1 protein-coding gene is annotated in these 26,833 nt (G+C 40.9%); it reads left to right on the top strand.

The annotated features are described in order from the left end of the window. Nucleotides 1–82 precede the first annotated feature (82 nt). Nucleotides 83–26,833, top strand: a complete 26,751-nt coding sequence (locus tag NT145_06430; GenBank protein MCX5782324.1) for a hypothetical protein — start codon at nucleotides 83–85, stop codon at nucleotides 26,831–26,833.

Below are 26,833 nucleotides of genomic sequence, written 5' to 3'. Positions count from 1 at the left end.
TTATAATTTTGTAAATAATTTTAGCGTCAGCTACGGGTATATAATCGGGCCTTCCGGAAGCGCGCCTGTAAACTATGGATCAATGAACGCTCAAACACTTCAGTCTTTTATTGCGATGGGAGCGATAACAATTAATGAATTAGGCAAATATAAATTAATAGATTCTGCAACCGGCCTGGCTTATGTATACAAAGGTACTGGCGATATCAATAGTCCTAATAGCTATGAAATTGCAAGCCCAGCTAATGGTTATTCGCCCCATTACTATCCCGGCAGTTATACAAAGTTTGTCAGCGGGGATACTTATATTTGGGCACATCCGATATATTTTGAAAATCCTCTGCCTATATCAGTTCCTAATCCCATTAATTACGTTGAAAATTACGGGTATCAGTTAGCCTGCGGACAGTTGGTTATGGCGGAGATGGAACATCAGGGTCAAGTTGATAAATCTGAAGACAGAAGAGAAAAATATTTCTACGGTGATCCAAACAATAATAAGGCGAATGCAATAAGACAGGCAGACGGATCTTTGAAAGCAACGGTAATGGAAGTTTCTTATACGACAGACTATAGCAAAAGTTACTCTAAAACTTTTAATTATGCAAGCAGTATATCTACATACTGGGCTGCCCTAAAAACCGGGATGATTTATAGTGGATTGAATGGTTTATTGGCAGACGGAGTAACTCCTTATGTAGCAGATCACAGTCAGGATAGGGCTGAAACTTATATCTATGATAAAGTTGCGGATGGCAGCTGGCAAATTAAAACGATTCAAAAAGATTTTATAAATTCAGTAAACCAAAGCGGTATAGCAACCTATAGTTATGATACGTATTTTGGCGAGATACAACAAAGTCAGATGGTATTTTCTGGTTTATCGCTAGACCAGTCACAAAACAGGACGGAAACCTATAATTACAACAGATCCTTAATAGAAAATGGAACTTTTGACTTTAATAATGACGGGGATAAAAATGATACTTTTAATTGGGACGGGAGCCTGCAGAAAACAAAAACAGAAGTTATTTATACTGTTGATGTTGCAAATAATTATAAAGAAGATTATATCTATGCTAAGGTTAACAATCAGCTTGTTATGACCACGATGAAGCATTCGGGCTTGGCGTTTACCGTCGGTGCTGATACTTATACCGACACTTCAAATGACAGGATTGAAACCTATGGCTATAGCACCAGTACCGCTATCACATATCCCGACGGCGGTGTTTTTACATATGTATGGGACGGAAGCCTGCAAAAGACACAGACTTCGGTAATTTATGGAGCGACAGATCGGAGAAATTATACAAAGAAAATAGCATACCAGAACTATAGAGGAGTAATAAATGAATATAAAATGCAGTATGACGGAACTTTTGACAATTCCAATGACAGATTAGAGGCCTATATATTTGACAATAGTGTTACCATAAGCGGTGATACTTATAACGGGGACGGCAGTTATCAAAAAACTAAAGCGCTAGTAAGATATGTAGTGAATTCACAGAAAGATTATGATGAAAATTACGCTTATGGCGTAAATCGGGGTAATCTTTCTTTATCCGTAATGGTTCATAGCGGAATAACTGATAAATCAGAAAACCGTACCGAAACCTATACATATTTAACAGCAGCTGACGGATCGGTACAAAAAGATTCCGTATCAGTTGATTATTCGGTTAACGGTATTTCTTATAATATCGCAAAGAATTATACCGAAAGCTATACTTATGGTTTAAGTTCGGGAGGCAACAATTTTAGCCAGCTAATGGAGCTTAGTAAAACGCGTATAAACCAATATACAATTGGCGGAACCTCATATTCAGATCAATCCCAATGCTGGAAGGAAGACTATACTTATGGCAGGCCTGCTTTAGGAAACGGTACCCTGCAGAAAACAAGGACTGATGTTACATACATAAATTCTGACACCACATCTAATATCGCACTTAATGATAAAAACTATTACGAGACATTTGAATACGGTTTTCAATATGGAGCAATGGTTCAGACAAGCATGACGCATACGGGATTAGGTAATGACGATTCAAATGACAGGATTGAAAAATATAACTATGCGACAAGCGGAACTGTTGACAAGAATGGCAATCTGATTACTCGTTACGTCAGCCCGACACAAGGCACGTCTTTTTCTGACCTTACTGGCTATCAACAATTGGTTCTTGGGAGTATGTGGTGGTATTGGATGACGCATAATTCACCTAGCGGAACTCCACCTAACAACGATCCCAATTGGATTACATACTATCTTGGGAAAATAAATACTTACCTTGGCCTAAGCGGGGGAGCAGCCTACACCACCAGCAGTCCTTTTGACCAGCGATTGTTTAATGTATTTACAACTTCAGGGCTCTTTCAGCAGTTTAGCGGAAACACTAGCTACGGGACCGACAGTTGGGGACAAGTGTATTGGAAGGTCGGGAGCTGGTTTACAACTTCCGATTTTAACACTTTTAAAAATACTCTGACTTGGAACGGAAGCCTTCAAAAAATATCGTCAACAATTACTTACAATACTAACTTTGCTGATAACCATACCGAGTATTACGGATACGGCATGGAAAGCGGTGCACTTGTCCAAAAAGTTTTTGAGTACAAAGGTTTTGCAGATATTGCCGGCGGGCTTCAATATGACCATTCGCAGGACAGGATAGAAATTTACAGTTATGCCAGCCAGATAGACGGAAGCGTTCAAAAAAATAATGTTAAAGTCTATTATTCTTTTAGCCCGTCACGTAACTACGAAGAAACCTATACTTACTGCAATTTGGGGGATATGGCGGTGTACCATCAGCTAGCGATAACTCAGATGCGTCATCAGGGTCTTCAATTTACGGTCGGAGGCCAACTGGTTAGAGATTATTCACAAGACAGAACTGAAGTTTATATTTATGGTACCAGTTTGACTGAAACCAATATTACGGGCGATTTAAACGGCAATGGGAGTGATGGTACGGCAACACATCCTTGGGATACCATTGCTTGGGACGGAAGTTTAAGAAAAACCGGCATTAAAGTTACCTATGATACCGATGCCTCAAAAAATACTTATGAAAAAAATGTTTACGGAGGTCTTTCTGATTACGGCCAGGTTGTTTTAAAAACAAAAATCACAACTCCGCTTGATTATAACGGAAATCCCATAGGGAGAGCATTCCTGAAGAGAGAAGATTATAATTACGAAACCTCCTTTAATTTACCGATTGATCCGAATTCTTTGCTAAATAACAGGGGCCAGTCGCTAAATTCAGTTTGGGACGGAAGCTTACGAATAACCCAAATTTCGGTAACTTATTTGCCTCCCACAGCTGATGTAATGTTCTGGTATATGTATCAAGGTGTTGGTTATTATCAAAAATATATAAGTATCGGCGGCAATTTACTTCAAACCCTTATTGCAGCGGGACTTTCTACGGATTTCGATTACAGCAGGGGTTTATATAAAATTGTTGATGCCGCCGGCAACACGGTAGTTTATAAGGGCAGCGGCGATATTAATGATATAAGCAACTATGAGGCTGCCATTGGGGCGTTCGGTTGGCAGGTTTATGACGCAGTAAATAACATATATGAAAATGCTTCTAGAGGTGTAAGATCTACAGCCCTATTTATTGGATTCCCGATTCCACGAATTGATCCTAGAGGATATAGCGAATATTACGGATATGAGTTAGCGGGCGGCGAAGTGGTTGCATCATGGATGGAACATCTTGGCACATTTGATAAATCTGAAAACAGGGTGGAACAATACTTCTACGGTGTCCCGGCTGATATAACCACGCCTGTAAGACAGGCGGACGGAACATTTAAAATCACAGAAACGCAGGTTCGTTATTCAAATAACTATAACAAGAGTTATAAGAAAACTGTTGCATATTCTCCGTCGCTAACTACTTTCGGAACTGTTCTTGAGATGAATATTACTTACTCAGGTTTGGACGGTGTCCTGTTTGGAGGAGGATCGTATATAGCCGACCACAGCCAGGATAGGACCGAAACTTATGCGTATACGAAAGCAGCAGATAGCACTAGGCAAAAAAGCCAGTCTGTTGTAACTTATTCTGTAGATACGGCAAAAAGTTATACTGAAAATTATTTTTATTGCAATTCTACGGATTTGCAAACTAAATACGGCCAGCTTGTTATGACTTCAATGACGCATACGGGTGCCACCGACCATTCCCAGGACAGGACTGAGACCTATTATTACGGTACTGATGGTGTGGCAGGGCATAATGAAGGAAGAAGGCAGGTAGACGGAAGTCTGCAGAAAACTCAGGTTGATGTTATTTATTCTGTAAATAGCGTTGATTATGATGTCGCTAAAAACTATAGAGAAAGCTATATATATTGCGCTTCGTTGTCATCGTACAAGCAGCTTGTTATGACTTCAATGACTTATACTGGTTTACAGTTTATTACTACTAACGGTACCTATACCGACACTTCCAATAACAGGACAGAAACCTATTATTACGGTACCGACGGTGTTGCAGGGCATATTGAAGGAACGAGGCAGGTAGACGGCAGTCTGCAGAAAACTCAAGTGGACTTTATTTATCCTGTGGATGTCGCTAAAAATTATAGAGAACAATATTTATTCGCTACGGCCAATGCCGGAAATACCGTTAATTACGGCAAACTTGTTATGACTCAGATGAAGCATGCCGGCTTACAATTTAGCGTTGGAGGCGTTAATTATACGGACATTTCAAATAACAAAACTGAAACCTACACATATGGTTTCAATGTCGTAATTAACGGTAACTCATACACATGGGACGGCAGTCTGCAGAAGGTTTCTACAAAAGTATCGTACACTTCCGGCTGGGAAGATACTAACGGCATGTCGGGGATACAAACCACCTGGACGGAAAATAACGGAAAGACGGGAATTCAGGAGAATTGGGTAGACGATAACGGAATGTTGGGTATTCAACAAGTCTACACCGAGAACAACAACACTGCCGGTTATCAGCCTACCTACACAGATGTAAACGGTAACGGGACGTATGAGCCAGATTGGACAGATAATAACGGCAAGCCGGGAATTCAGCCAGACTGGACAGATGATAACGGCATAACAGGAATTCAGACAAGTCGGACAAACGATAATGGTATAGCGGGCATTCAGACCGGCTGGACAAATACTAACGGTTATTCAGGCATTCAGCAAACAGTAACGCCTGCTGATATGCTTCCTGATACAGCCCCTGATACAGCCCCTGATACTCCAGCGGATAGACCCCCAGATACTGACAAGGATGTCCATCCGGATATTCCTCCCGATAGTATAAACTGGGGCTTGACTTATTTGCTTTGGATAGTTGCGCCTGGCGCACCGCCTGTTCTTAATGATGACAATGGGCTTTCAGGATACCAGTATTTTTATACAGAAACAAACGGCAGGACAGGCTATCAATCTGGCTGGACGGATACAAACGGCGGTGATGTGGACGGTAACGGAGATCCCATTGAGACAGATTGGACCGAAACCAATGGCGATCCAAGCGCAATCCAACAAACTTGGACAGATACAAACGGCGGTGATGTCAATGGTGATGGAAATCCTATAGAACAGACTTGGTCAAATACAAACGGTTATGCGGGAATCCAACAAACTTGGACAGATACAAACGGCTTACATATATCAAACGGCTACCCGGCAGATATTCAGCAAGTCTGGACAGATACAAACGGTTCCGGAGTAATTGAACAAACATGGACAAACACTAACGGATTAACAGGTATTCAGCAGACAACAACCCCTGCAGACACTCGTCCTGATACCGCACCTGATACTGCACCGGATATGCAGCCGGATATTCCTCCGGACATTGCCCCTGATACTGCTCCCGATATTCCTCCCGACACACAGTACAGCGCAGGAAAAGATTATACTGAAAGCTACTCGTATAAATTAGTTGACGGTGGTTTGGTGCTTAAAGTTATGAAATACGACGGGCTTTTCGACCACTCTAAAGACAGGACAGAAATATATGATTATGAGATACAGGCCGATGGAAGCCTTCAAAAGACTCAGGCTACTGTTGATGCGGGTTTTGCAAGCGATAATACAGGTGGCTTTGTCTACCGCGTGAACGGCGGCGCTAACCAATATCAACCGCTAACATTGTCCGGAAGGACGATTCAGGGTTTAATTCAGAAAGGAGCGACACAATCTTTAAATACGTGGACATCCGGCGGCAATACCTATTATGACTGGGTGCTTACTGATCCTGTCTCAGGTAAAATTTATGTATATGTTGGAAATGGCGCTCCCTTGGATGATCCGAACAGCTATGTTCCCGCCACGGCAGCGAACGGGTATACTCTTGATACGGGAACGGGCTTCTACAACAAAGTTGGGAATGATGGGTTAACCTATTCTTATTTCCACGTGGCATCTTCAAATCTTCTTCCGACGACGCCAGCAACGTCAGACAACTATACTGACACCTACACATACTCTACGTCAGCGGAGCTGTCAACATATGGCCAGCTGGTTATTACTCAAATGACACATTCAGGAGTTATAGATCATTCACAGGACAGGACTGAGCAATATACGTATGGGACGATTAATAATAATGGAACCGCTTGGGGCGACGGAAGTCTGCAAAAAATTACTACTATTGTTGATTATTCTGTCAATGGGACTGCTTACAATATCGCAAAAAATTATTCGGAAGAATACACTTACGGAAGCATATCAAGCTATGGCCAGCTGGTTCAGGTAAGTAAAAAGCATATTAATCTATATTATAATCCGATTAACGGAAGCGAAGAGTCTGACCGGTCCCAGAATACCAGGGAAGATTATACTTATTCAAGGCCTGCAGGCGGAGACGGGACCCTGCAAAGAACTAGAACTGATGTTACATATCTTACTCCGTACGGTTATATAAATAATATGCTTCTTGATAAAAATTATTACGAAACATATACCTACGGATTTGTAACGGGACAAATAGTTAATACATCTATGACTCACGTGGGGCTTGGAAATGATCCTTCAAATAACAGGACTGAAACCTATTTATATGCAAGGTCGTTGCAGGAAAGCGCAGTTACGGGAGACATTAATAATGACGGCGATATCGGCGATACTTTCACTTGGGGCGGAAGCCTTCAAAAAACTCAGGTTCTGGTGGATGCGGGTTTTGCAAGCGATGTTTCTGGTTTCTATTATGGGACTGGGGCTAATCCGCCCTGGATACCTGTAACAATGTCCGGCCGGACGCGTCAAGCTTTCATTGAAAAGGGAGCGGTTACAGTTCTTGAAGCTGGTTATATACGACTTTTTGATTCTGCTAGTGGAAGTCTCTATGTGTACAAAGGCGGCGGCCTCGCTTACGATGATCCTAACAGCTACGAGCCTGCCACCTCTGCTAATGGTTATTCAGTGGATACAAATCCGAATTATTTTATAAAAAATGGTGATACCGCTGTGAAATATGGCGCGGTATTTTTGACAAATCTTCTGCCGACAACATTCTTTTCCAGATCAAATTTTTATACTGAAATTTATTCATACGCTTTAGAATCAGGCGAACTGGTTACGAAAGCGATGGTTCATCGCAGTTTAACTACTGACAAATCCGAAGACAGACTTGAAACTTACCAATATGGCATTCAAAGTGACGGAAGCACTCAAAAAACTCAGGTTTCAGTAAGTTATCTCGCTTACCAAAACAATAGTTATAAAGTCAAATATTTGCAGTCGATCGGCGGCGGCTGGCAGCCTTATACTGTGGGCGGATCAATGAGCGCGCAAACTTTACAGTATCTTACCGGAAACGGCGCTATTGCTGTTTATGATTCTTATTGGGGCGGTTATAAGCTTATAGATTCTCTTACCAATAAAATTTATGTATGGGACGGTACAGGCAATATTAATAGCCCGAACAGTTATATTTTAGTAGATAATACTTATACTCCCACCGGCGATTATTTTTCTAAAGGCAGTCGTGCTTATGGCCCGGTTATATTTGACAAGCCTCTACAAAGTTATCCTAATCCGAAAGACTATACTGAAACCTATACATATACGTCAATATCCGGCGAACTTGTTGTTACTCAGATGCGCCATCAGGCAAAGCAGTTCAGCGCAAACGGGCAGACATATACAGATAACTCGGAAAGCAGAACTGAAACTTATACGTACGGGACTAATTATTTTGACGGAGTTACAATCTATTCGTGGGACGGGAGTTTAAGAAAAATCCGGCAGAAGGTTGCTTACGATTACGGAAATGCTGATAATAATGAAACAATAAATATTTTCGGAGGGATTTCCGATTACGGCCAGGTTGTTTTAAAAACAAAAATCACGACTTCGCTTAAGTATAACGGAACAAATTGGATAAAAAATAATGACGCAATCCCGCAAAGAGAAGATTATACCTATGGCACTTCTTTGAATATTACGTTAGATCCGAATTCATTAATAAATTTAGGGCCTGGTGGAGCATATCCGCCGGGATCGCCAGGTGTGCTAGGTTGGGACGGAAGCCTGAGGATGACTAAAAGCGTGCTGTCTTATTTGACTAGCGCAACAGGCGATAGCATTAAGTTCCGTTATGACGGTGTAAGAGCTTTCGGAGACCCTGCAATAACGATTTCTGCCCAAACCCTTCAAGCCCTTTTCGGAAAGGGAGCAACTACATCCTATTATAGCGGTTCATTAACTGCTGGTGCCGGATATTATAGACTTCAAGATGCGGTTACGGGCGTAGACTTTGTGTATAAAGGCAGCGGAGCTTTTAATGATCCCAGCAGTTACGAAATTGCAAGCATAGAAAATGGCTATACCGATGCCAGCGGGCTTTATCAGAAGGGGAGTATAATTTGCAGCCCAATATATCTTACAAGTCCCGCGCCGAGCAGTAATTACACAGAACATTTTGCTTATTTGGTGCAGTCTGGCGAAGTTGTTTTGTTTGGGAAACAGCACATAAATCCGATTGATAAATCTGAAAATAGATTAGAATTGTATTATTATGGCACTATTGCCGATAAAATCAATGCTGTCAGGCAATGTGACGGTACTTTAAAAATTACAACCATTGACGTTCAATACACAAACGATTACAGCAAGAGTTATACAAAGACTGTTACGTATGCTCCTAATATAGCTACTTACGGATCTGCTCTTGAAACAGAAACGACTTATGCGGGTCTTAATGGAATATTGGCCGGCGGGGGTTCGTATACGGCTGATCATAGTAAAGACAGAAATGAATACTTCACGTATACACGCGTGTTTGACGGAACATGGAAAACGTCCGCTCTTGAAAGGGAATATCTTTATACAACAAAAGAAAGCGGGACAGAAACTTATGGTTATGATATGTTTTCAGGCGAGATAAAAGCAAGTTACGTAGTTTACAGCAATGTTTGCAGTCATCACAGCAGTTCTTATTCTTCCTGGGATCTTTCCGATAACAGAACAGAGTCTTTCTCTTATGCAAGGCAGGCGGACGGCAGTCTGCAAAAGACTCAGAGTACAGTAATTTACAGCCCGGCCCAATTATTTACATTTTATCATATGGATGTCGGTTGGGCTGGCAGTACTGCTTTCACTACTGATAAAACAATGCCTTTGAAAACAATTGAAACACTTATTGCAATGGGAGCGAGAACTGATGCTTTAACCGGTTATGTTACTGGATGGAAACCGTATTACAGGCTTCAGGGTTCTCCTGACGGCGGCGCAAATTATTATGATTATGTGTACAAAGGCACCGGCAACTTTGATGATCCTAACAGTTATGAACTTGCCACTACGGCCAATGGCTATAGCAGTAATGGAGGCACTCCAGGATATTATCTTAAGACTATAGGCGGCGTGCAGCATGATATAACAGCAGTGCTTCTTGCTCTTCCCTTGACGACTCAATCACAGGATTCAAGGAATTACAAAGAATTATATTCTTACGGTACAAGCAGTGCTGATGGTTTTATAAAGTATGGTAAACTTGTTATGACGAAAATGGCTCATATAGCTTTGCCTTTCACTGTTGCGGGCATCGCATACAGCGATACTTCAAAAGACAGGGTTGAAGTTTATACTTACGGCACAAACGTAAACATAGGGGGGACAGTTTATACATGGGACGGCAGTCTGCAAAAGACCAAAATTTCCATAGCTTATTTAACTTCAGGCTGGGCAAACAGTAATTTCCTTTATTATTATAATTCAAGCTATCAATATCCGACAATGTCCGGGATGACGGTTCAACGCTTGCTTGCTCAAGGAGCGAGAACGGAAAGAGATCCTGCTTGGGGAATGGATAGACTTTATGATTCTTACTCCTATTACGATTACGTATATAAAGGCTACGGTGATCTTGATGATCCTGACAGCTACGAAATTGCCACTCCGGATAATGGATATACCCAATCGCCTAATCCTGCTCTCGCGCGCTGGTACACAAAAAATATAAATGGAACTACGGTGAATTTCTGCGCAGTGCTTTTCTATGTTCCCGGCCCGCAGAATTTTATTTCATATTCGGGAAATATTATCCAAACGATTGCCTATCAGAAACATCTATCTAGCGGACAACTGGTTGAATATAAGAGGCAATTTTCCGGAATTATAGATCATTCTAAAGACAGGGTTGAAACCTATACCTACGCGACAAGCGGAACTGTTGACAAGAACGGCATTCCGATTTCTCGGTACGTCAGCCCGACACAAGGCACGTCTTTTTCTAACCTGACTGACTATCAACAATGGGTTGTTGGGAGTATGTGGTGGCATTGGATGACGACAGGCGTGCCTTTCGGCAATCCCAACTGGATTTCGTACTATCTTGGGGCAATAAATAGTTACCTTGGCTTAAGCGGGGGAGCAGCCTACACCGCGAGCAGCCCTTTTGACTCGGCATTGTTTAAAGTTTTTACAACTTCAGGGCTCTTTAAGCAGTTTAGCGGGAACACTAGTTACGGGAACATCAGTTGGGCGGAATACCATTGGGATAACAAGGAAGGATCTTTTCCGACTGCCGATTTTAACACTTTTATAAATAATTTGCCTTCTTGGGACGGAAGCCTTCAAAAGACTCAAGTTACGGTAGATGCCGGTTTTTCAAACAATTTGAATGGTTTCAGGTATGGAGCCATTGATGTTAATGGAGACGTGCCTGTAATCAATGCCACACTATCAGGGAGAGCAGTTCAAGGTTTAATTGAAATGGGTGTGGTAGTTCATCCTGCTGGCTACCTTGTTGATTCTAATGGGGTGCCTTACGTGTATAGCGGAAGCGGTTCTTATGAGGATCCGAATAATTATGTCCTTGCCACTGCAGCCAATGGTTATACAGTGTCTCCGGCCAATGCGGCTCTGTATTATATTAAAAATGGTAATACAACAATTCAATACGGCCGGGTATCTGTCGCTTATGCTTTTCCAACCGCACCTTTTATGAAATCAAATTATACTGAAACTTTTATTTTTTCACTTTCTTCCGGACGAATTATTAATAATTCTATGATTCACGCCGCGCTTATTGATCATTCCGATGACAGGACTGAAACTTACACATATGTTGTCCAGGCGGATAAAACTTTACAGAAAACCGGTATTAATGTTGCTTATTCTGTAACTACCGGAAAGAGCTATTCGGAAAGCTATACATACTGCACTGCGGCAGAGCTGTCAACATATCACGAGCTGGTTATGAGGTCAATGATCCATGCCGGCGCAGCTGGTTCCGATACAACTCAGGACAGGACTGAAAGCTATTATTACGGCACAAATGCAGCCGGGACAACTGCGGAAGGTGCCAGGCAGGCGGACGGCACTCTCCAAAAAACTAAAGTAGTAGTAACTTATTCCATTTCAAACGATACTTTTGGTTTCCGTTGGGGAACTGGGGCTACTCCACCGTGGATACCTGTAACAATGTCAATACAAGCTCGTCAAGCTTTTCTTGGAAAGGGTGCAACAACTGTTACCGAATCTGCTGGCGGATCACCCATATATAGAGTTGTTGATCCTAGCTATGGTAGTTATGTTTATAAAGGCAGTGGCGATTATGATGATCCTAACAGTTATGTTATTGCCTCGCAAAATGGTTATACATTTGATGGTTCCTATTATTGGGAAAAAGGAGGTAAGAAGTATAGCCCGATATATTTTAGTAGTCCTTTATCGCAGGATCCGAGAAATTTTATAGAAACTTACACTTACTGCAGTTTATCGGATCTTCAAAATGTCTATCACCAACTAGTTATGAAGACAATGACTCATTCAGGCTTGTCGTTTACCACTTCCGCCGGCACATTTTGGGATCAGGGGAACAACAGAGTTGAAACTTATTATTACGGTTCTCCCGCAACTGGTTCGGGAGAAGGCACCAGGCAGGCGGACGGAAGCCTGCAAAAAACCGGGACAACTTATGTCTTTTCCGTTTTAATAAATGGAGTAGTTGAAGGCAGCGCCAAAAGCTATAAAGAGACGTTTACGTATTGCGATTCGGCGCAGTACAAAACATACGGCCAGCTTGTAAAAATTTCAATGTCCCGCACCGGCCTAACGTTTGCTTTTGGCGGCACTAATTATATTGATTCTTCCGGGGACAGGACAGAAACCTATTATTACGGTACGGATGGAGTAGGCGGGCATAATGAAGGCAGGAGGCAGCCAGACGGCAGTCTCCAAATCACTAAGAAATTGGCAAGATATGCAATAAAAGTATATGACTCTGATGAAATATATTTTTGGGGATATTCATTTGGTGAGCTAATGCAAACACGGAAAACTTTTTATGCGCGTGCATACAATAGTGATAATTCGTATTCGGGAGCATACGGTTTCGATTCAAGAAATGAATATTATACTTATTCAAGACCGGCAGGTTTAGACGGCAGTTTACAGTTAACCTCAATGTCAGCGGTGTATATAACTGCAGGGCTTATTTCGGATATTGCTGCTGCTGATCAGAGCTCCAAAAATGTTAACGAGACAATATCGTATATTATGGTGCAGGGAACCGTAACAAAGTACCAGCTGACTTATACAGCCGGGACGGGTGGGGATGATTCAATTGCAAGAGAGGAAACTTATTACTACGGGGACACCGGCAGTGAAACAGGCGCTCAGAAAAGACGCGGTGACGGCAGTATACAGCCGACCAAAGAGGTTTGTAAGTATGGCAAATATATAAGCGGGACATGGACAAACACTAATTATTCTGATCTAAGCTATACAAAATTGTTTACATATGGATATGATCCGGTTGCGGGAGCGGTTGTCCCATTGAAAATGACATACACTGCTTATTACGGCACCGCAGATCAGTCTGGAAATAAATTTGAAACATATTATTACTCCAGGGGTAATCTCAATCTCAACAGTACTATTTACAATTGGGACGGGAGCATGGTTACTTACGAGACTGATGTCTATTTTACTGATTCCTACAATATGTCAAAAAGTTACGGGGAAAACCGCGCGTACACAATTGAAAAAGGCTTCTTTTGCGAAAAAGCTTACAGATACAGAGGATTTACAGATAGCGGTGTTGATTGGACCAATGTTGGAATGTCTGCAATAGCAATCAGGTACGACCATTCAGAGGACAGAATAGAAATTTATAATTACGCCTTTGTGAATGGAACTTTCCAAAGAATGCGAATAGATGCCGCCTATTCTGTTGACTGGGCGAAAAATTATTATGAAACATATTCTTATAGTTATCTATATGGTTCCGTATTAAGAACAGGGATGACTCATGTTTCTACCTATGATACTGAGTGGGACAGGTCTGAAACTTATACTTACGCAAGGTCGTTTACTGCCGGCGGTACCCTCTGGAAATGGGACGGCAATGTAAGAATAACTGAGGTTCTCGGAACTTACAGTAATACGGGGATCAGCGGACGTAACGGAAGAAGTTTCTCCCGTCAAATTGCTTACAAAGTATTCGGCAGCGAAGTTTTGCCGATTTATACCAAATACGGATTTTCAGTTCCCACGGTCCAGCCGGGCGAAGAACTGATTGACGGGCGGATGGAGTGGTATTGGTACGGACTGGCAGGCGGACAATGGCTTAGAACTAATATAAAGACATATCATACAACCACAAGGACTATTGCGGGACAGGAAACATGGTCTGCAAAAATGACTACTTATGCAACAGATACATATGCCAAGACCCCCCTTGACAACAGCTGGAAGCTCTATCAGGTATTATTTGTGACTTGTTTGCCCCAAGATTCAACTTCATCTAATGGAAACAATGCCAATTTTACACCTCCAACCACAGATTTCGACCTTTCCTATACTGATACTTTCGACTATATAGGGGCTTACAATGGTGGACACACGATACTGAATTATAAAAGAAACCGGCAGTGGTATAGCGGGACTGATGTTTATGTAGATAACCATAATTATACCGAATATTATTATTTTGATCAAGATTACATTCTGCCGCCAGCTTGGCTGAGTGATGCTGCTTATCATTGGTACCCTCTTCTTCCGGAAGACGGAACCTGGAAGCCGACAAGGACTTGGCTGGATTATTCTTCCGCTGTATATGGGGCTCTTACTCCTAACGCTAGTAATGATCCGCAAAATGCTCCGGAAAGAGAAACGGATATCTTTACCCACTATGGCGGAAGCGCGGCTGCTTACGGAGAAATAGTTGAAATGCAAAAAAGAGTAATCGCTTTCTGGATGCCGACATCAGCCTCTTATTTTCTTTCCGGAGTATATTTGGATTACAATTTTGAAAGCTACGTATATACAAGAATTTTTGGGGGATTAAGAATGAGGTCAGCACTGGGTTTTTCAGCGAATAGGTCAGCGAGCCAGGGAGAAGCAGGAGGGGGCAAACTGGATCAGAACAGGTTATGGATTATCCAATATTACGACGGTAGTTACCGGTCCGGAGATCCCGCAGAGTATGTTTATGAGGGCAAATATTATGGCTGGGCTACGGACGCTTATGGCCAAATTTATCAGACTTATTTATATCAAAGTTCCTACAATGCTAATTGTACTGTACAGAATGGCGATAAAAATACTACTACACCAACAAATAATATTAGCGATGATAACATGGCAAATTTGCGTCATAACAAATATAAGGATACTTACTCCTACATTACCGGCAACCCGAATAACAACTTTAATCCTTATGTAACTAAAACGGATCATCTTTTGGGAGGTAAAAACGAAACCGAGGGACTTAACGAAGTAAAACAATATTCAGTTAATAGTCTTATTGGCTGGAATATTAAACATAGTTACAGGGAAGATACTACCGGTCAATGGGGTTTTCTTGGAAATAGACTCTGGGTGGCATATCCCAACTCTGTTAATAGTTCTGCTTCCCCTGCCAGCGGGTGCAGATCAATAATTGTAAGACAAGATTATCCTGCTACTCGTCCTATCATGATTAATGGGGTCGGGTACTTGTTGACTTATTCTGGAATAAACAATAATTCAATATATACGATCATTAGAGATGGTCAGGCCTATCCAACGTATAAAGAAGTAAAAAAAGATGATGATAGTCTTAATTGGTTGTGGGTCATCATAATAATTTTTCCGCCTATAGGGATTCCTCTTGCGATGGGTATAGCGCCAGGCTGGGTTGATAGGCAGTTTGGTTTAATAGCAGAAAGCTGGCAGTTTGTTCTTGTTAGCGTGCTTGCGGCTGCAGGTTCCGGAGCCCTTATAGGTGGGGCGCTTGGCCTTCTAGCATGTAATCCTTTTACAGTGGCCGGCGGAGCTGTTGTGGGAGCTATTGTTGGGGCTCTGCTTGCTTTCGTCGTATGCTTAATAGTGCTTAATACTTCCGGGCCTATTATTTTGTTTCACACGGGAAGCGGTTATGTTTGGGATATGATCGTTTCAGCCTTAATAATTGGAGCTCTTATAGGAGCTATAGCCGGTGCTACAACCGGGATCGCCGCGATAGGATTTGCCGCAGCAGGAGGTGTTGCTGCCGCATCAGCAGGGGCTTGGGTTGTAATGATTTTGGGATTAGTCGGCGGGTTTGCCAGCGCTATTTCCATTCCATTACTTTTGCAGAAACTAGTTCAGGATATTCAAAAAGGAGATAATCTGGCTGCAGCCATAGATATCATATTATTAATCATAAGCATTGCTGCTATTGTTGCGAATGTTTTGTCAGTTGTAAGCGCGGCATCTGCGGCTGTATCCCTACCCGCGATGACGTTATACCTAGGGACTCAGGCCATTTCAATAACGGCGCCGCTGGCAGGCAGCGCTTTAGCGATATCTACATCAGTCCTAAATATTGCGAAACTGGCATTATTGTTCGGCGCTTTGGCTGTTCTCTCATACTTTGTTAATCTTTTAGTTTCAACTTTAACTTCTGGCAAATATTATGGTTCAGTTGCGGATTGGGCAATTGATTTTTATAATCAGATTAATTGGGGAGACGTATTAGTAATGTTTGTTATAGGAGCTATTATAGGAGCTGTTTATGGCGCGATATTTCCTACCGCAGCTGCTACCATGCTTAAGAACTTAAGTTGGCGAAATGTATTAAGTTGGCGGGGTCTTGGGCAAGCGCTTATAACGGCCCAGCAGATGGGATCATTTGGCGCTACTCCCATAGGCGCTATTTTGGGCTGGCTTGGTTCACATGGAATGAAACAATTAAAGCAGTGGCTTTATGAGGGCACAAAAAGTTGGAGCGGGGAATTTTTTGCCCCTACGCCAACTCCGGAAGAACCTATTCCTGTAGAGCTTTCTAATTTGGAGTATTTCCAAGAACAGCATGAATACCAAAGAATAGAAAGAGAAAAACAAATGAACCAGAGTTTATGGGAATACTTAGGGTCCGGACAATGGGCGTACGGGTACAGAACAGCGTTTTTATCGGCATTGTTTATGGCGCCGATTTTTGGTATGTTCCATGCGCCTCAATTTGGTGTTCAAAAAGTTGCTGAGATTTCTACTCAAGTGGTGTTAACAGCCGCGGAAAAGCTGACATTCGTGTTGCAGGTTATAAAATCACTTCTGAAACAAATGATCTGGTCTGGCGGAGGAAGATATTTTGTAATGCAGCAGTTATTAGCAATATTCGGCAAAATTCTTGATACAATATTAAAGCCATTTTTAACAAAAGAAAATATGGCTTGGTATATAGCGCTGAACGAAATTAATAAAACCGAAGAACAAAAACGGGAAATAGAAGCAACCTGGAGCACGGAAACCGCTTTTGTCGAAGGCGGGGAATACAGGGGGTTTTTTGAGAAAGCCTTGTCCGAAATGTCATTCCTTTTTGTTCAGATGATTGAGGCTTTAAAAAGTGAGCCGACCCTTGCTGCGAAATTAGCTAAATGGAAACTGAAAGCTGCTGAAGGAAAACCCGAACAGCTGGAAGTTGCCAAAAAGATATCGGAATCCATTGAAAAAGATATTAAGAAAATGCAGGAAAAATTAGTAGAAATACTTAAGAAAGATATACCTGAGCAAATGAGACAGGAACTGATAGCAAAAATAAGAGGGAAATATGGAAATCTTCAACAAGCGCAAAAATTACTGGGGTTTGCGTATGGTTCTGCGCTTAGAGTTTTGATGAATATGGGTATCGGGATAACGGGCTTGATGGTCGCGGGATCCAAGACGCTTGGAGAATTTGCCAAAAAACTTTCGGAATTGCTGACAAAACCCAATGAACTCGCTAAATTTAATCTTCAAAAATATGCTGAAGAATTGGCGACGTTCAGCAAAGCATTAAATGAATTATTGGAGCAAAATCCTAATCTGGGAAAATTCAATATAACCGAAGGATTTATCGAGGTTTTTACAAAACAGATAATCTCCAGTTCCCATACACCGTGGTTAATATATACTGAAGGAAAAATTGAAATACCTCTTGTGGCGAACCTGGAAAAGATAACGGAATCATTAAAGAAAATTGATACTGGTAAACTTCCCGGAGATTTACCTCTAACATTGGAAGCTTTAATTACAGCTCTGTCCATGCTTAGAGGAGATATTATCCAAGGGCAGATGTCAAATTGGGAAACTGCGGATCAAATAAAAGCAGCGGTTAAAATTTTAGAATCTTTTATGCAAGAGTATAGTATAACTGATTTGGGTTTTGAAGCAGAAAATATTCTAAGAATTAGTGCAGAAAAATTGTTTAAACTTGCAGGAGAGGTTGAAACCGGCAAAATAGGGATTCCGCTGGTCGGGGAATTAATTACCATAACCCTTTATAACGCAAAAGGAGAAGTGACAGGCGAAACTAAAATACTTATTACCGAAGAAGTAGCTTTAGAGATTGCTGGAGCGGAAAGTTTGAAAGCGGCAGAGTCTAAAATGCAGGCTGAAATAGTTGAAATAATAAAAGCAGCCGAAGAAAAAGGATTTTCAGCTGAACGAATTGAAAAAATAAAAGCAGCTCGCATGATAGATGCCTTAAAGAAATTTATTGAAACACTTCAGGGAAATGACGGATCCGATATTCTGGCCAGAGGAGCTGAAAAAGCGATAACCGAAATCGGGAAAAGATTTGAAAACTTCGGCCAAAATACTTTGGCCATGTATTTTAGCGCGGCCGCGGCACTTAAGAGAGATCTTAGCAAAGCTGTAAATACTGATGACATAATTAAAATCACTAGAAAGATTCAAGAATTGGCTGAAGCGACTGCTGGCGAAATTCAAGCACTGGTTGATATCTCAGGGTCAGAAACATTGGCGGAAAAACTAAAACCGGCAATTTCATTGCTTGAGGCCAATAGGGTTGTGCTAGAGCAAGAAGGAAAGTTATTGATTGAAATCAAAAAAGAGATGGGAGGCAAAGCTTTGGCGCTGGAAGTCTTTCAACAGCTTGCTGAAAGACTGGGGCTATATGTTGAGAAAGAAGTAAAAAGTGAAATAAATAAACAGCAGGAAATAATATCCAAATTGCTTGAAAAAGCGGGTTTTCTTAATTTGAAAAAGCTGGAATTGAAATTTAACAAAATTGAACGGGCAAAAGCCATGCTGGCAGAAGCTCAAGGGATTTTTGACGAAAAGAAAACCACTGAAGCTCAAAACCTGCTTGAAGCAGCTAAGGAAAATTTAGCTGAAGCCGAAAAAGGATTAACCCCTGAGCAGAAAAAAATGCTTAACGAATATAAAACCTCAAAGATGACCGCAGTTCTAAACTATCTCAGCGGGGACGCACAAGCGGTGTCTGAAGCCAGGGCGGCATATAATAAATTGGGTCAAACTCTGCCTATACAGTTTGCGGCAGAATCCAGATTAATGGAAATAGCGGATTCTATTACTTATCTTAAAGGCGGCTATGAAGCAGTCTTGGCTAATAATCCTAAACTTGCTTTACAGGCGGCCGAAAGCAACCTGAAGAATGCTTCCGGCGATGAGGAAATCGCGCTAGCCAAAGCCACGCTGGAACTTGTCAAGAATGTCAATGATATTTTTAATAAACGATTAAGAGCGGATCAAAAAACCTTAAACAGAGCCGCAAGAAACAGCCTGAAAATGTATTTAGAAGTTGTAAATAAAGGTATTGATATTCCGCTAGTGCTTAAACAAATGAAAGGAAATGGTGAAGTAATTTCAGATGTAAAATACGATACTGCAAAATCAGAACTTTATCTCTATTTCAAAGGCAAAGATGGCAATGACTATTTTTACACAATTGAAAAGCCCTTAATATCCGAACTCATCGCAAACGGTTTCAAGGTGAAAAATATTGAATTTGGAGAAAATTCTAAAGGCGAGCCGGTTTTTGATTATGAACTGACAATCAACGGGAAATCAGTTAAAATTACCGGTAACGGAATAGCTTCTCTTGAAAATATAAATAGAGTTTTAACTAAACGGCAGTTAAACAATTTAGTGGATAAATATTTGGAAAAATTCAAATTCGGAGCACTGTCTGAATCTGTTAAAGCGCTTTTACAGAAAAATCCAAGTTCTGTCTGGACAAAAAATCCTAATAGTTTAAAGTCTTTAGCTCAATCGGCGAGTGAAGTAAAAACATTTATAGAAGACAAGATGAAATCTCTTGCAGAAGTAAGAAAGAATGAAATTAAAAAAGGAACAGATGAGCAGCTGGCCAAAATGAAAGAAGCAAAAGGACTTATAATAGCACTTGAACAATGGAAAGACGAATTAACAACTGAGTCAAAAGAAGGAAATAAATATCATATAAGGGAACTTAAAGCCAAGATCAATGAGCTTGCATCTAATTTTATTGATGCAAGTAGAATTCATTTTCAAGAAGCTCTTGGCATGAAAGACATGAGCCCTGCTTTATATCAAATGGCAGTAAAAAGACTTAATACCCAAATTGCGATGAAAATAAAAAATACTGAACAAGAAGTGATTGATCTTAAGAAACTTGCAGAAAGTAAAAAGCCTGGTGGGCAGGCAGCAATTGCTTCAAAACCGATTGAAAGGATAATCGAGAGCCTTGAAAATGCCGCAAAAGCTAATAAGGATGGTGAGACTTTAGGCAAAATTCTAAAGGGATCTGCCGAATTGGACGAGTTTTTTAACGATCTGGCTATTCCGAAAGACTTTGATTTTAAGCAGATAATTGATAAATTGAAGAAAGTGGTGTCCGCCCTTCCCCAAATAGAAGTAAAATTTGAACAGGAAACTAAAGCCGTGATGGGCAAAGCTTACGCATTCATGGAAGGGCAGATGGAATCGATAAGAGACGTTTTACTTGGCAAGAAAATTTCCATATTCCTTCCGCCGGCGGCAGGTAAATCAGCTGTTATAGATTGCGTGGGATATGCAAGAGCTTTGGGAAACTCGTTAGCTAATATGGATATTTTTGTTAAAGACACGGGACAAATTACGAAATACATGGAGCAAGAATATAATGCGCGAATCTTAAAGGGAGAAGATGGCAAAACTGAACTTATCAAGATGGATGAAATTGTAAAAGCTGTAATGGATAATCCTACGGACGCAAATAATATAAAGCGTTTTGAAGCTGCAATGACAAACAAAAAGGCAATTCGTTTATGGACAGGCGAAACCTTCGGGCATCTTGGAACTAGGGCACAGTCTGATGCGGTAAAAGGAAATAACACGTTATCGGACATCTTAACAGCCTTTCAGTCTGATGAAACCCGTCTAACAATGACAGATGAAGTCCATGTATTCCTTGAAAATCAGACTTCATTTATTCTTAGTATGGAAGAAGCTATATCAATAGCTGATAAATTCAAATACTCGCTTAGTCCTTTGCAATTTAGAAGGGCATATGAAAAAGCTCTTTCGCTGGTTGAAGATTCGGTTGAAAATGGGCAATATAAGGCTGGGGATGAAAATAAGACAAAAGGAAAGGTCTGGCTTAATAGTGACGGCAGCGTTGGCATGCAAGAATCGGAAAAGAAAGCTCTAAAAGGTTTTAGAAGTGCTTTAAGAGGTATAAAAATTGAATATGTCACTTCTGCACTGCAGGCGATTTTGCAGAAACGACTTGCCGGCCAACCCCAGCATTTTGCTTTAACGAACGAAGACAAACTTGTACCTGTAGCTGCGGGAAATTTGGAACCGGACAGAGTTTTTCAGGATTATGCTTATGCTTATGCTGCGGCTCGTGAATGTTTCGGCGCTGAAACTAAAGGAGGCCACAAGAAGGCCATGAATGCCGTACAGGCAAGTAAAACCGACTTTGGTACCGCTGGCTCAAGACTATTTTATGGCGAGGGCCAGTATGTCGGTCTTTCAGGAAGCCTTGATCAGGTAAGAGAAATTGCCCAGTCGTTTGGCATGCAGGTAGTAAAATACGGAGCTGATAAAGAATATGACATAAGAGTAGGCATGAAGGATAGAAAATCGTTAATAAGCGAATACGGAGCACCAATGTCTCCAGTGGACCTTATAAAAATTGGAGAAGGCTTTTTTGGCGACATGGCAGATAAAATAGCAACAGACGCTTGGGAAGGTTTTGTTGAATTAAAGGATGGGAAACCTATATTTGAAAATGGAAAAATCAAATTAAAATCTAGCCAGCTGATTCTTTCTCATGATGAAAGTGTACAGGATGCCGTTATGAAAAAACTAGAAGCTAAACTAACGAAGGCGTATGAAGACGCCGGAATAAATAAAGAACAAATTAAACAGGAAATAACTAGATTGCTTTATAAAGTTGATACGAATACTTCCGGTGATGTAATCGATCAAATAATAGACAATAACAATAAGAGCGGAGTAAAAAGAATTATTATCGGAAAACCCGACCAGATGGGTATAGCATTGAACTACTCTGGAGACATGGATATTAACCTGGATGCCACGGGTGTTTCTGATTCAGCGATGAGACAAGCGTTGGGGAGAAGCTGCCGTCATGAAGGAGAAGTATCTTATCGCAGAGTTTATGCTAGAACAAGCGAAATTGCAGCTATTATGAAGGAAGCAAATACGAAAGGCATATCAGAACAGCTTCTTTCAAGGATGGTTTCCCAAATAGCAAGTATTGAAAAAAATGGCGGGGATGAATTTGAAATAGATTTCCAAATATCCAGATCATATCTAGGATTTAAGCAATCAGGAGCATCATTTATCTCAGGTATGACTGCTACTATAAGGGATTTATTCCTTGTCGGACGCTGGACAACGTTAGTTGAAAGATACGGAGGAATTGGCTCTGACATCGGCAAAAAAATCTATAAGGTTTTACAGGAAATATTGTTTAATGAACATAGAGGCAGTGAACCAACAACCGGTACGGGAGAGGTTGTAGATACCAGGAAACAGCTCGCGTTGGCATTAGAAGGATTAAAGGCGGAAAACTCCAGAGCCGCAGAATCATTATTTAAGAAACTGGGCAAAACTGGCGATGAACTTCTAGTCCGTAAAGAAGTTGAAGGATTTATAAAGGAATGGGCTGAAATAAAACCGACACCAGGTTTTATTTCACAAGAAAGAGCAATTACCAGATCTCAGACTTTACAGCAGGCAGTTGATATTATGTTTAGCTATGCAGACGATTTATTGCCGGGATTTGGCGACAAGGGAGTATTTAAGAAAGAAGTTGTTACGATTGTTCAGGCAGTAAACCAGCTTAAGACCGAAGCGCAAATAAAAGATTCTGCTTTAATAAGCAAATTTGAAAATACCCTAAAAACGAAATACCAGATTGGCGACGGCGTATTGAGGTATGACGGCCAGCAATATGCATATTATACTATTCAGCAGCTGAAAATGCAGGCGCAGCAGCAAGTACAGCCTGTCGATATACAGCATTATTATCGGAATCTGCAAGGATTTTTCCAGACAATGCAAAATAGCGGGGCGCCGATTTCATACGCCGGTTATGATCCGAATAAATTGACCATGAACCTCGTTCCTTTGAAAGCAGAAGATTTTGAATCAAAGAAGAGATTCGAAAGAGCATCTATGGTATCAGATTTTGCCGCGCGAAATGGGTTGGATCTTGGTGCAATTCAGGAAACAGCTCAAATATTGAATGATGTTTTGCCTGCGGGAACTGTATTAAATTACAGCGAGGTAAGAGCAATTACTAACGCTTCCCATGTGGTTGGTATGGAAGAATTTGCAAAGGAGAAAAAGATTTCTCTTAGCAGTGCTTCAAAACTTGCAGCCGAGCGTTTGATAGTTGAAAAATTGGATCAAAGAGCGTTGGCAGTCGGATTGACATATGATGAAAAGAATTTAAAAAAAGAGATTCTTTCAGCCTTAAAACCATATGACAAAATGGAACAATTCCTCAAAATAGTCTTAGCCCAGTCTCCTAAAGCGCGTGATTCAAAAATAGTTTCATTCTTTAGCATGGTAAGAGATATGGCTAAACAGAGGATGTTTACTTTTTCAATGGGTGTTGCTATGGGCAAACCTTTACAAGATCCTAACAAGATAAGTTACAGCGGTTTATATAAAGCGGCGGTGAAGACATTGGATAAACAGATGCAAACTGATGCAATTGCGGTAGAAAGACGAGTTAACACATTAGCCGCTTTGCGTTCTACCGAATTCAGCCCTGAACAAGTAGCTTCCAGCATAAGACAATTAGAATCAAACGGTGTCGATAAAGGAACAATCAATCGCCTGCATTTAGGTGAAATAATGTCTTTAAGCAAAGGTGACGACTTAACAAAACAGACAATATTGGCAAAAGCTGCTACTGGAAGGATTGGGATATTCCGTGGTGGTGCGACAAAGACGATTCTGAAAGGACTATTATATGCCGGTATGGGAATTGGCATGGCAGCAGCTACAGTGTTTTCTCTCGGAGCTGCTGCTCCATTATTATCTTTCATTCCTGCAGCGCTTATGCCTCTAATTCAGGGTATTGGCGGTGTTGCTATGGGTGTTGTGGGAGCAGTTACTACGGGAGCTATGATTGTTCAAAAAGCTTCAGGCGGAATTAACAAACTAGGTGATAAAGTTGCGATACAAACGGGTATACTGGCTCCACGTAATGAGGGTTTATATAGGTCTTCAATGGCGCTTATAAACTACATTAACATTCAGCAAAAAGAAAAAGTTAAAGCAAATGCTGCTGAAGATATAACGGATTGGAAAAAGAAGGCAATAGAAGAGCGTGTCAAACAGGCAATCGCCGAGAAGAAATATCCAAATAAGACAGAGGCTCAAATAAGAAGTGATATTACTGCGAAGGTAAATAAGGAAGCCGAAGTAAGAATATTCAAATTTAATGTTATGAGGCAGGCGGGAAGGAATACTCCTGCCTATAAACTTACTTTAGGCGATATAAATGAAGTCGGAAAGGGAATGAAAATAGATATCACTGCTCCTGTGTCTCCGGTTTTCGGGCAGTTTTATCGTCAAGCATCTGATAGACTAATGCGTGCTGCAGGAATGTCAAATGAAGCAATATCGCAATACCGCGCATTAAGGCAGATTCATGGCGAAGCTATTGATAAATACGCAGTTTCACAATTTGGTGTGAATAAATCAGTAAATCCGACGATAGATGCGATCATGGATAAAGCAACAACTGAAGCGGACTTGTCCGATCGAGCAAAAACTTTTATTCAGAAGAAGGTGGATGAACAAATTCAAAAAATGGGACAACAGTTTCTGGATACGGCTACACAGGTTCCTGGTATGCTTGATCAATTTAAACAGGGCATTTATTTACAGTGGGCAAATAATTTTATAAGGACAAAAGAAGAAACAAATATCGTGACTGCTTATAATGATATAGTAAAACAACGAGGTGCATTATTTGCAGACGGTTTATTCAGGAATACTCTTTTAGAGAATAATACTAAGACAATAGAGGACTTAAATGATCTTTTTGTTGGACCTCAACGAAACGCTCAAGATATTGCAGCAGTGGTATCGGCACAGCAGCTGCCAAAGTTTAAGCCTGAAACATTGCGGAAGTTGCAATATGATATGCCTGAGATCGCCGCTGTTTTACAACAGCCGTTAGTTCCAATTCCCGGAGCACAAGGTTTACACGCAAGGGTATACGAGTCCCAGTCTGGCGACTATGTGGTGAAAGTAGTGGAACCTGGTCAAGAAAGAGATGTAGAAGTACAAGCTGGACTTGTGGCGCAACACAACATGATGATGGGTAAACCTGATTCTAAAGAGCTTGTTGCCGAGTTTAATACTTTTACTGAAGACGGCATATTATTCGTAGTTCAGAAGAAAGCGATACCTTTAGATAAAGCAATGAGCTCGCTTGATTTGAGCAATCCTGTGGGTATGGCAAAAGCTAAAGAATATATGCTTTCTTTAGCAAAACTTTTTGATAATTTAAGAATAGAAGGTTTTACGTTAGAAGCGACGGCGATGGATAATATATTAACCAACGTGGGTATCACTAAAGACGGGAAAGTGGTTGTATTGGATTTTGCTAACTTAACTGGACATAAAGGGATAAAATCTATTGAGCAAACACTTGTTAGTAAATTTAAAGCGATAGACGTATTAAAAATTGATGATACGGCAAAAACAGCTTATAAACGGATGGCAATAAGCGGACAAGCAGAAGTTTACAGAGAATCTCTTAACGCTTTATTTGGCGAAGGGACAGCGGAAGTAATGCTTAAAGGTCTAAAGAGAAGCACTGATCCGATTTCATTCGCTAAAAACCTTTCATTAATAGGGGCGAATGTTGTCGAAGAGATGAGAATTCAAGTTAAAACTATAAACAAGTTCTTCTTGACCGAAAAGATATTCAGCATGATGCAGCCTTCGGAGATAGCGCCCGCGATAAGAGCATTGTTAAGAATAGCGCATACACCAGAAGAGGTGTATGGAATGCTTGAACTTTCTGACGGCACAAAGAACATAGATAAGATCAATCTGCAATATATCAAGGTCATGAATAAAATTCGCCAGAAAGCAATAGATGAGAAATTCAGTGATGAGCTAGAGAATTTTGGTTATGCGACAAGGACAGTAGCAAAAGACATATTGCTGGCGATAGCAGAAGCTACGCCGGAGGTCGGGGCAGAAATAAGAGGGATACTTGAGAAAAAATCAATAATGGATGTGGATGTTGCTAAATTGGAAACCATGATTAAGGTTCGTCAGCTGAAGGTATATGAAGCATTCATAGGATGGGTATCTGAGCAGTTAAAGACAGAAAAAGGCATACAGGCTTTGCATATGGAATCCATATTGGTTACTAAAGAAGACATAGAAGAATTAAGGACAGCGGTATCAAAGAAGATAGGATTATTGGAAGGTTTTGTGCGGTTATTTAGTGCAGCTCCGAAGACTTTGGAAGAACAGATCCAAGATGTATTGGGTGATGACAATATAATTCCGAAAGGAGGACTAAAGAGAGACTTGGTAGATCCGATAAGCGCGAGAGCGATAATGGAAGCAGCATAA

The organism is Elusimicrobiota bacterium, from assembly GCA_026388075.1.
Taxonomy (GTDB): Bacteria; Elusimicrobiota; Endomicrobiia; order Endomicrobiales; family JAPLKN01; genus JAPLKN01.
The sequence above is the reverse complement of the archived record's forward strand: the minus strand, read 5'-3'. Positions and strand labels throughout refer to the sequence as shown.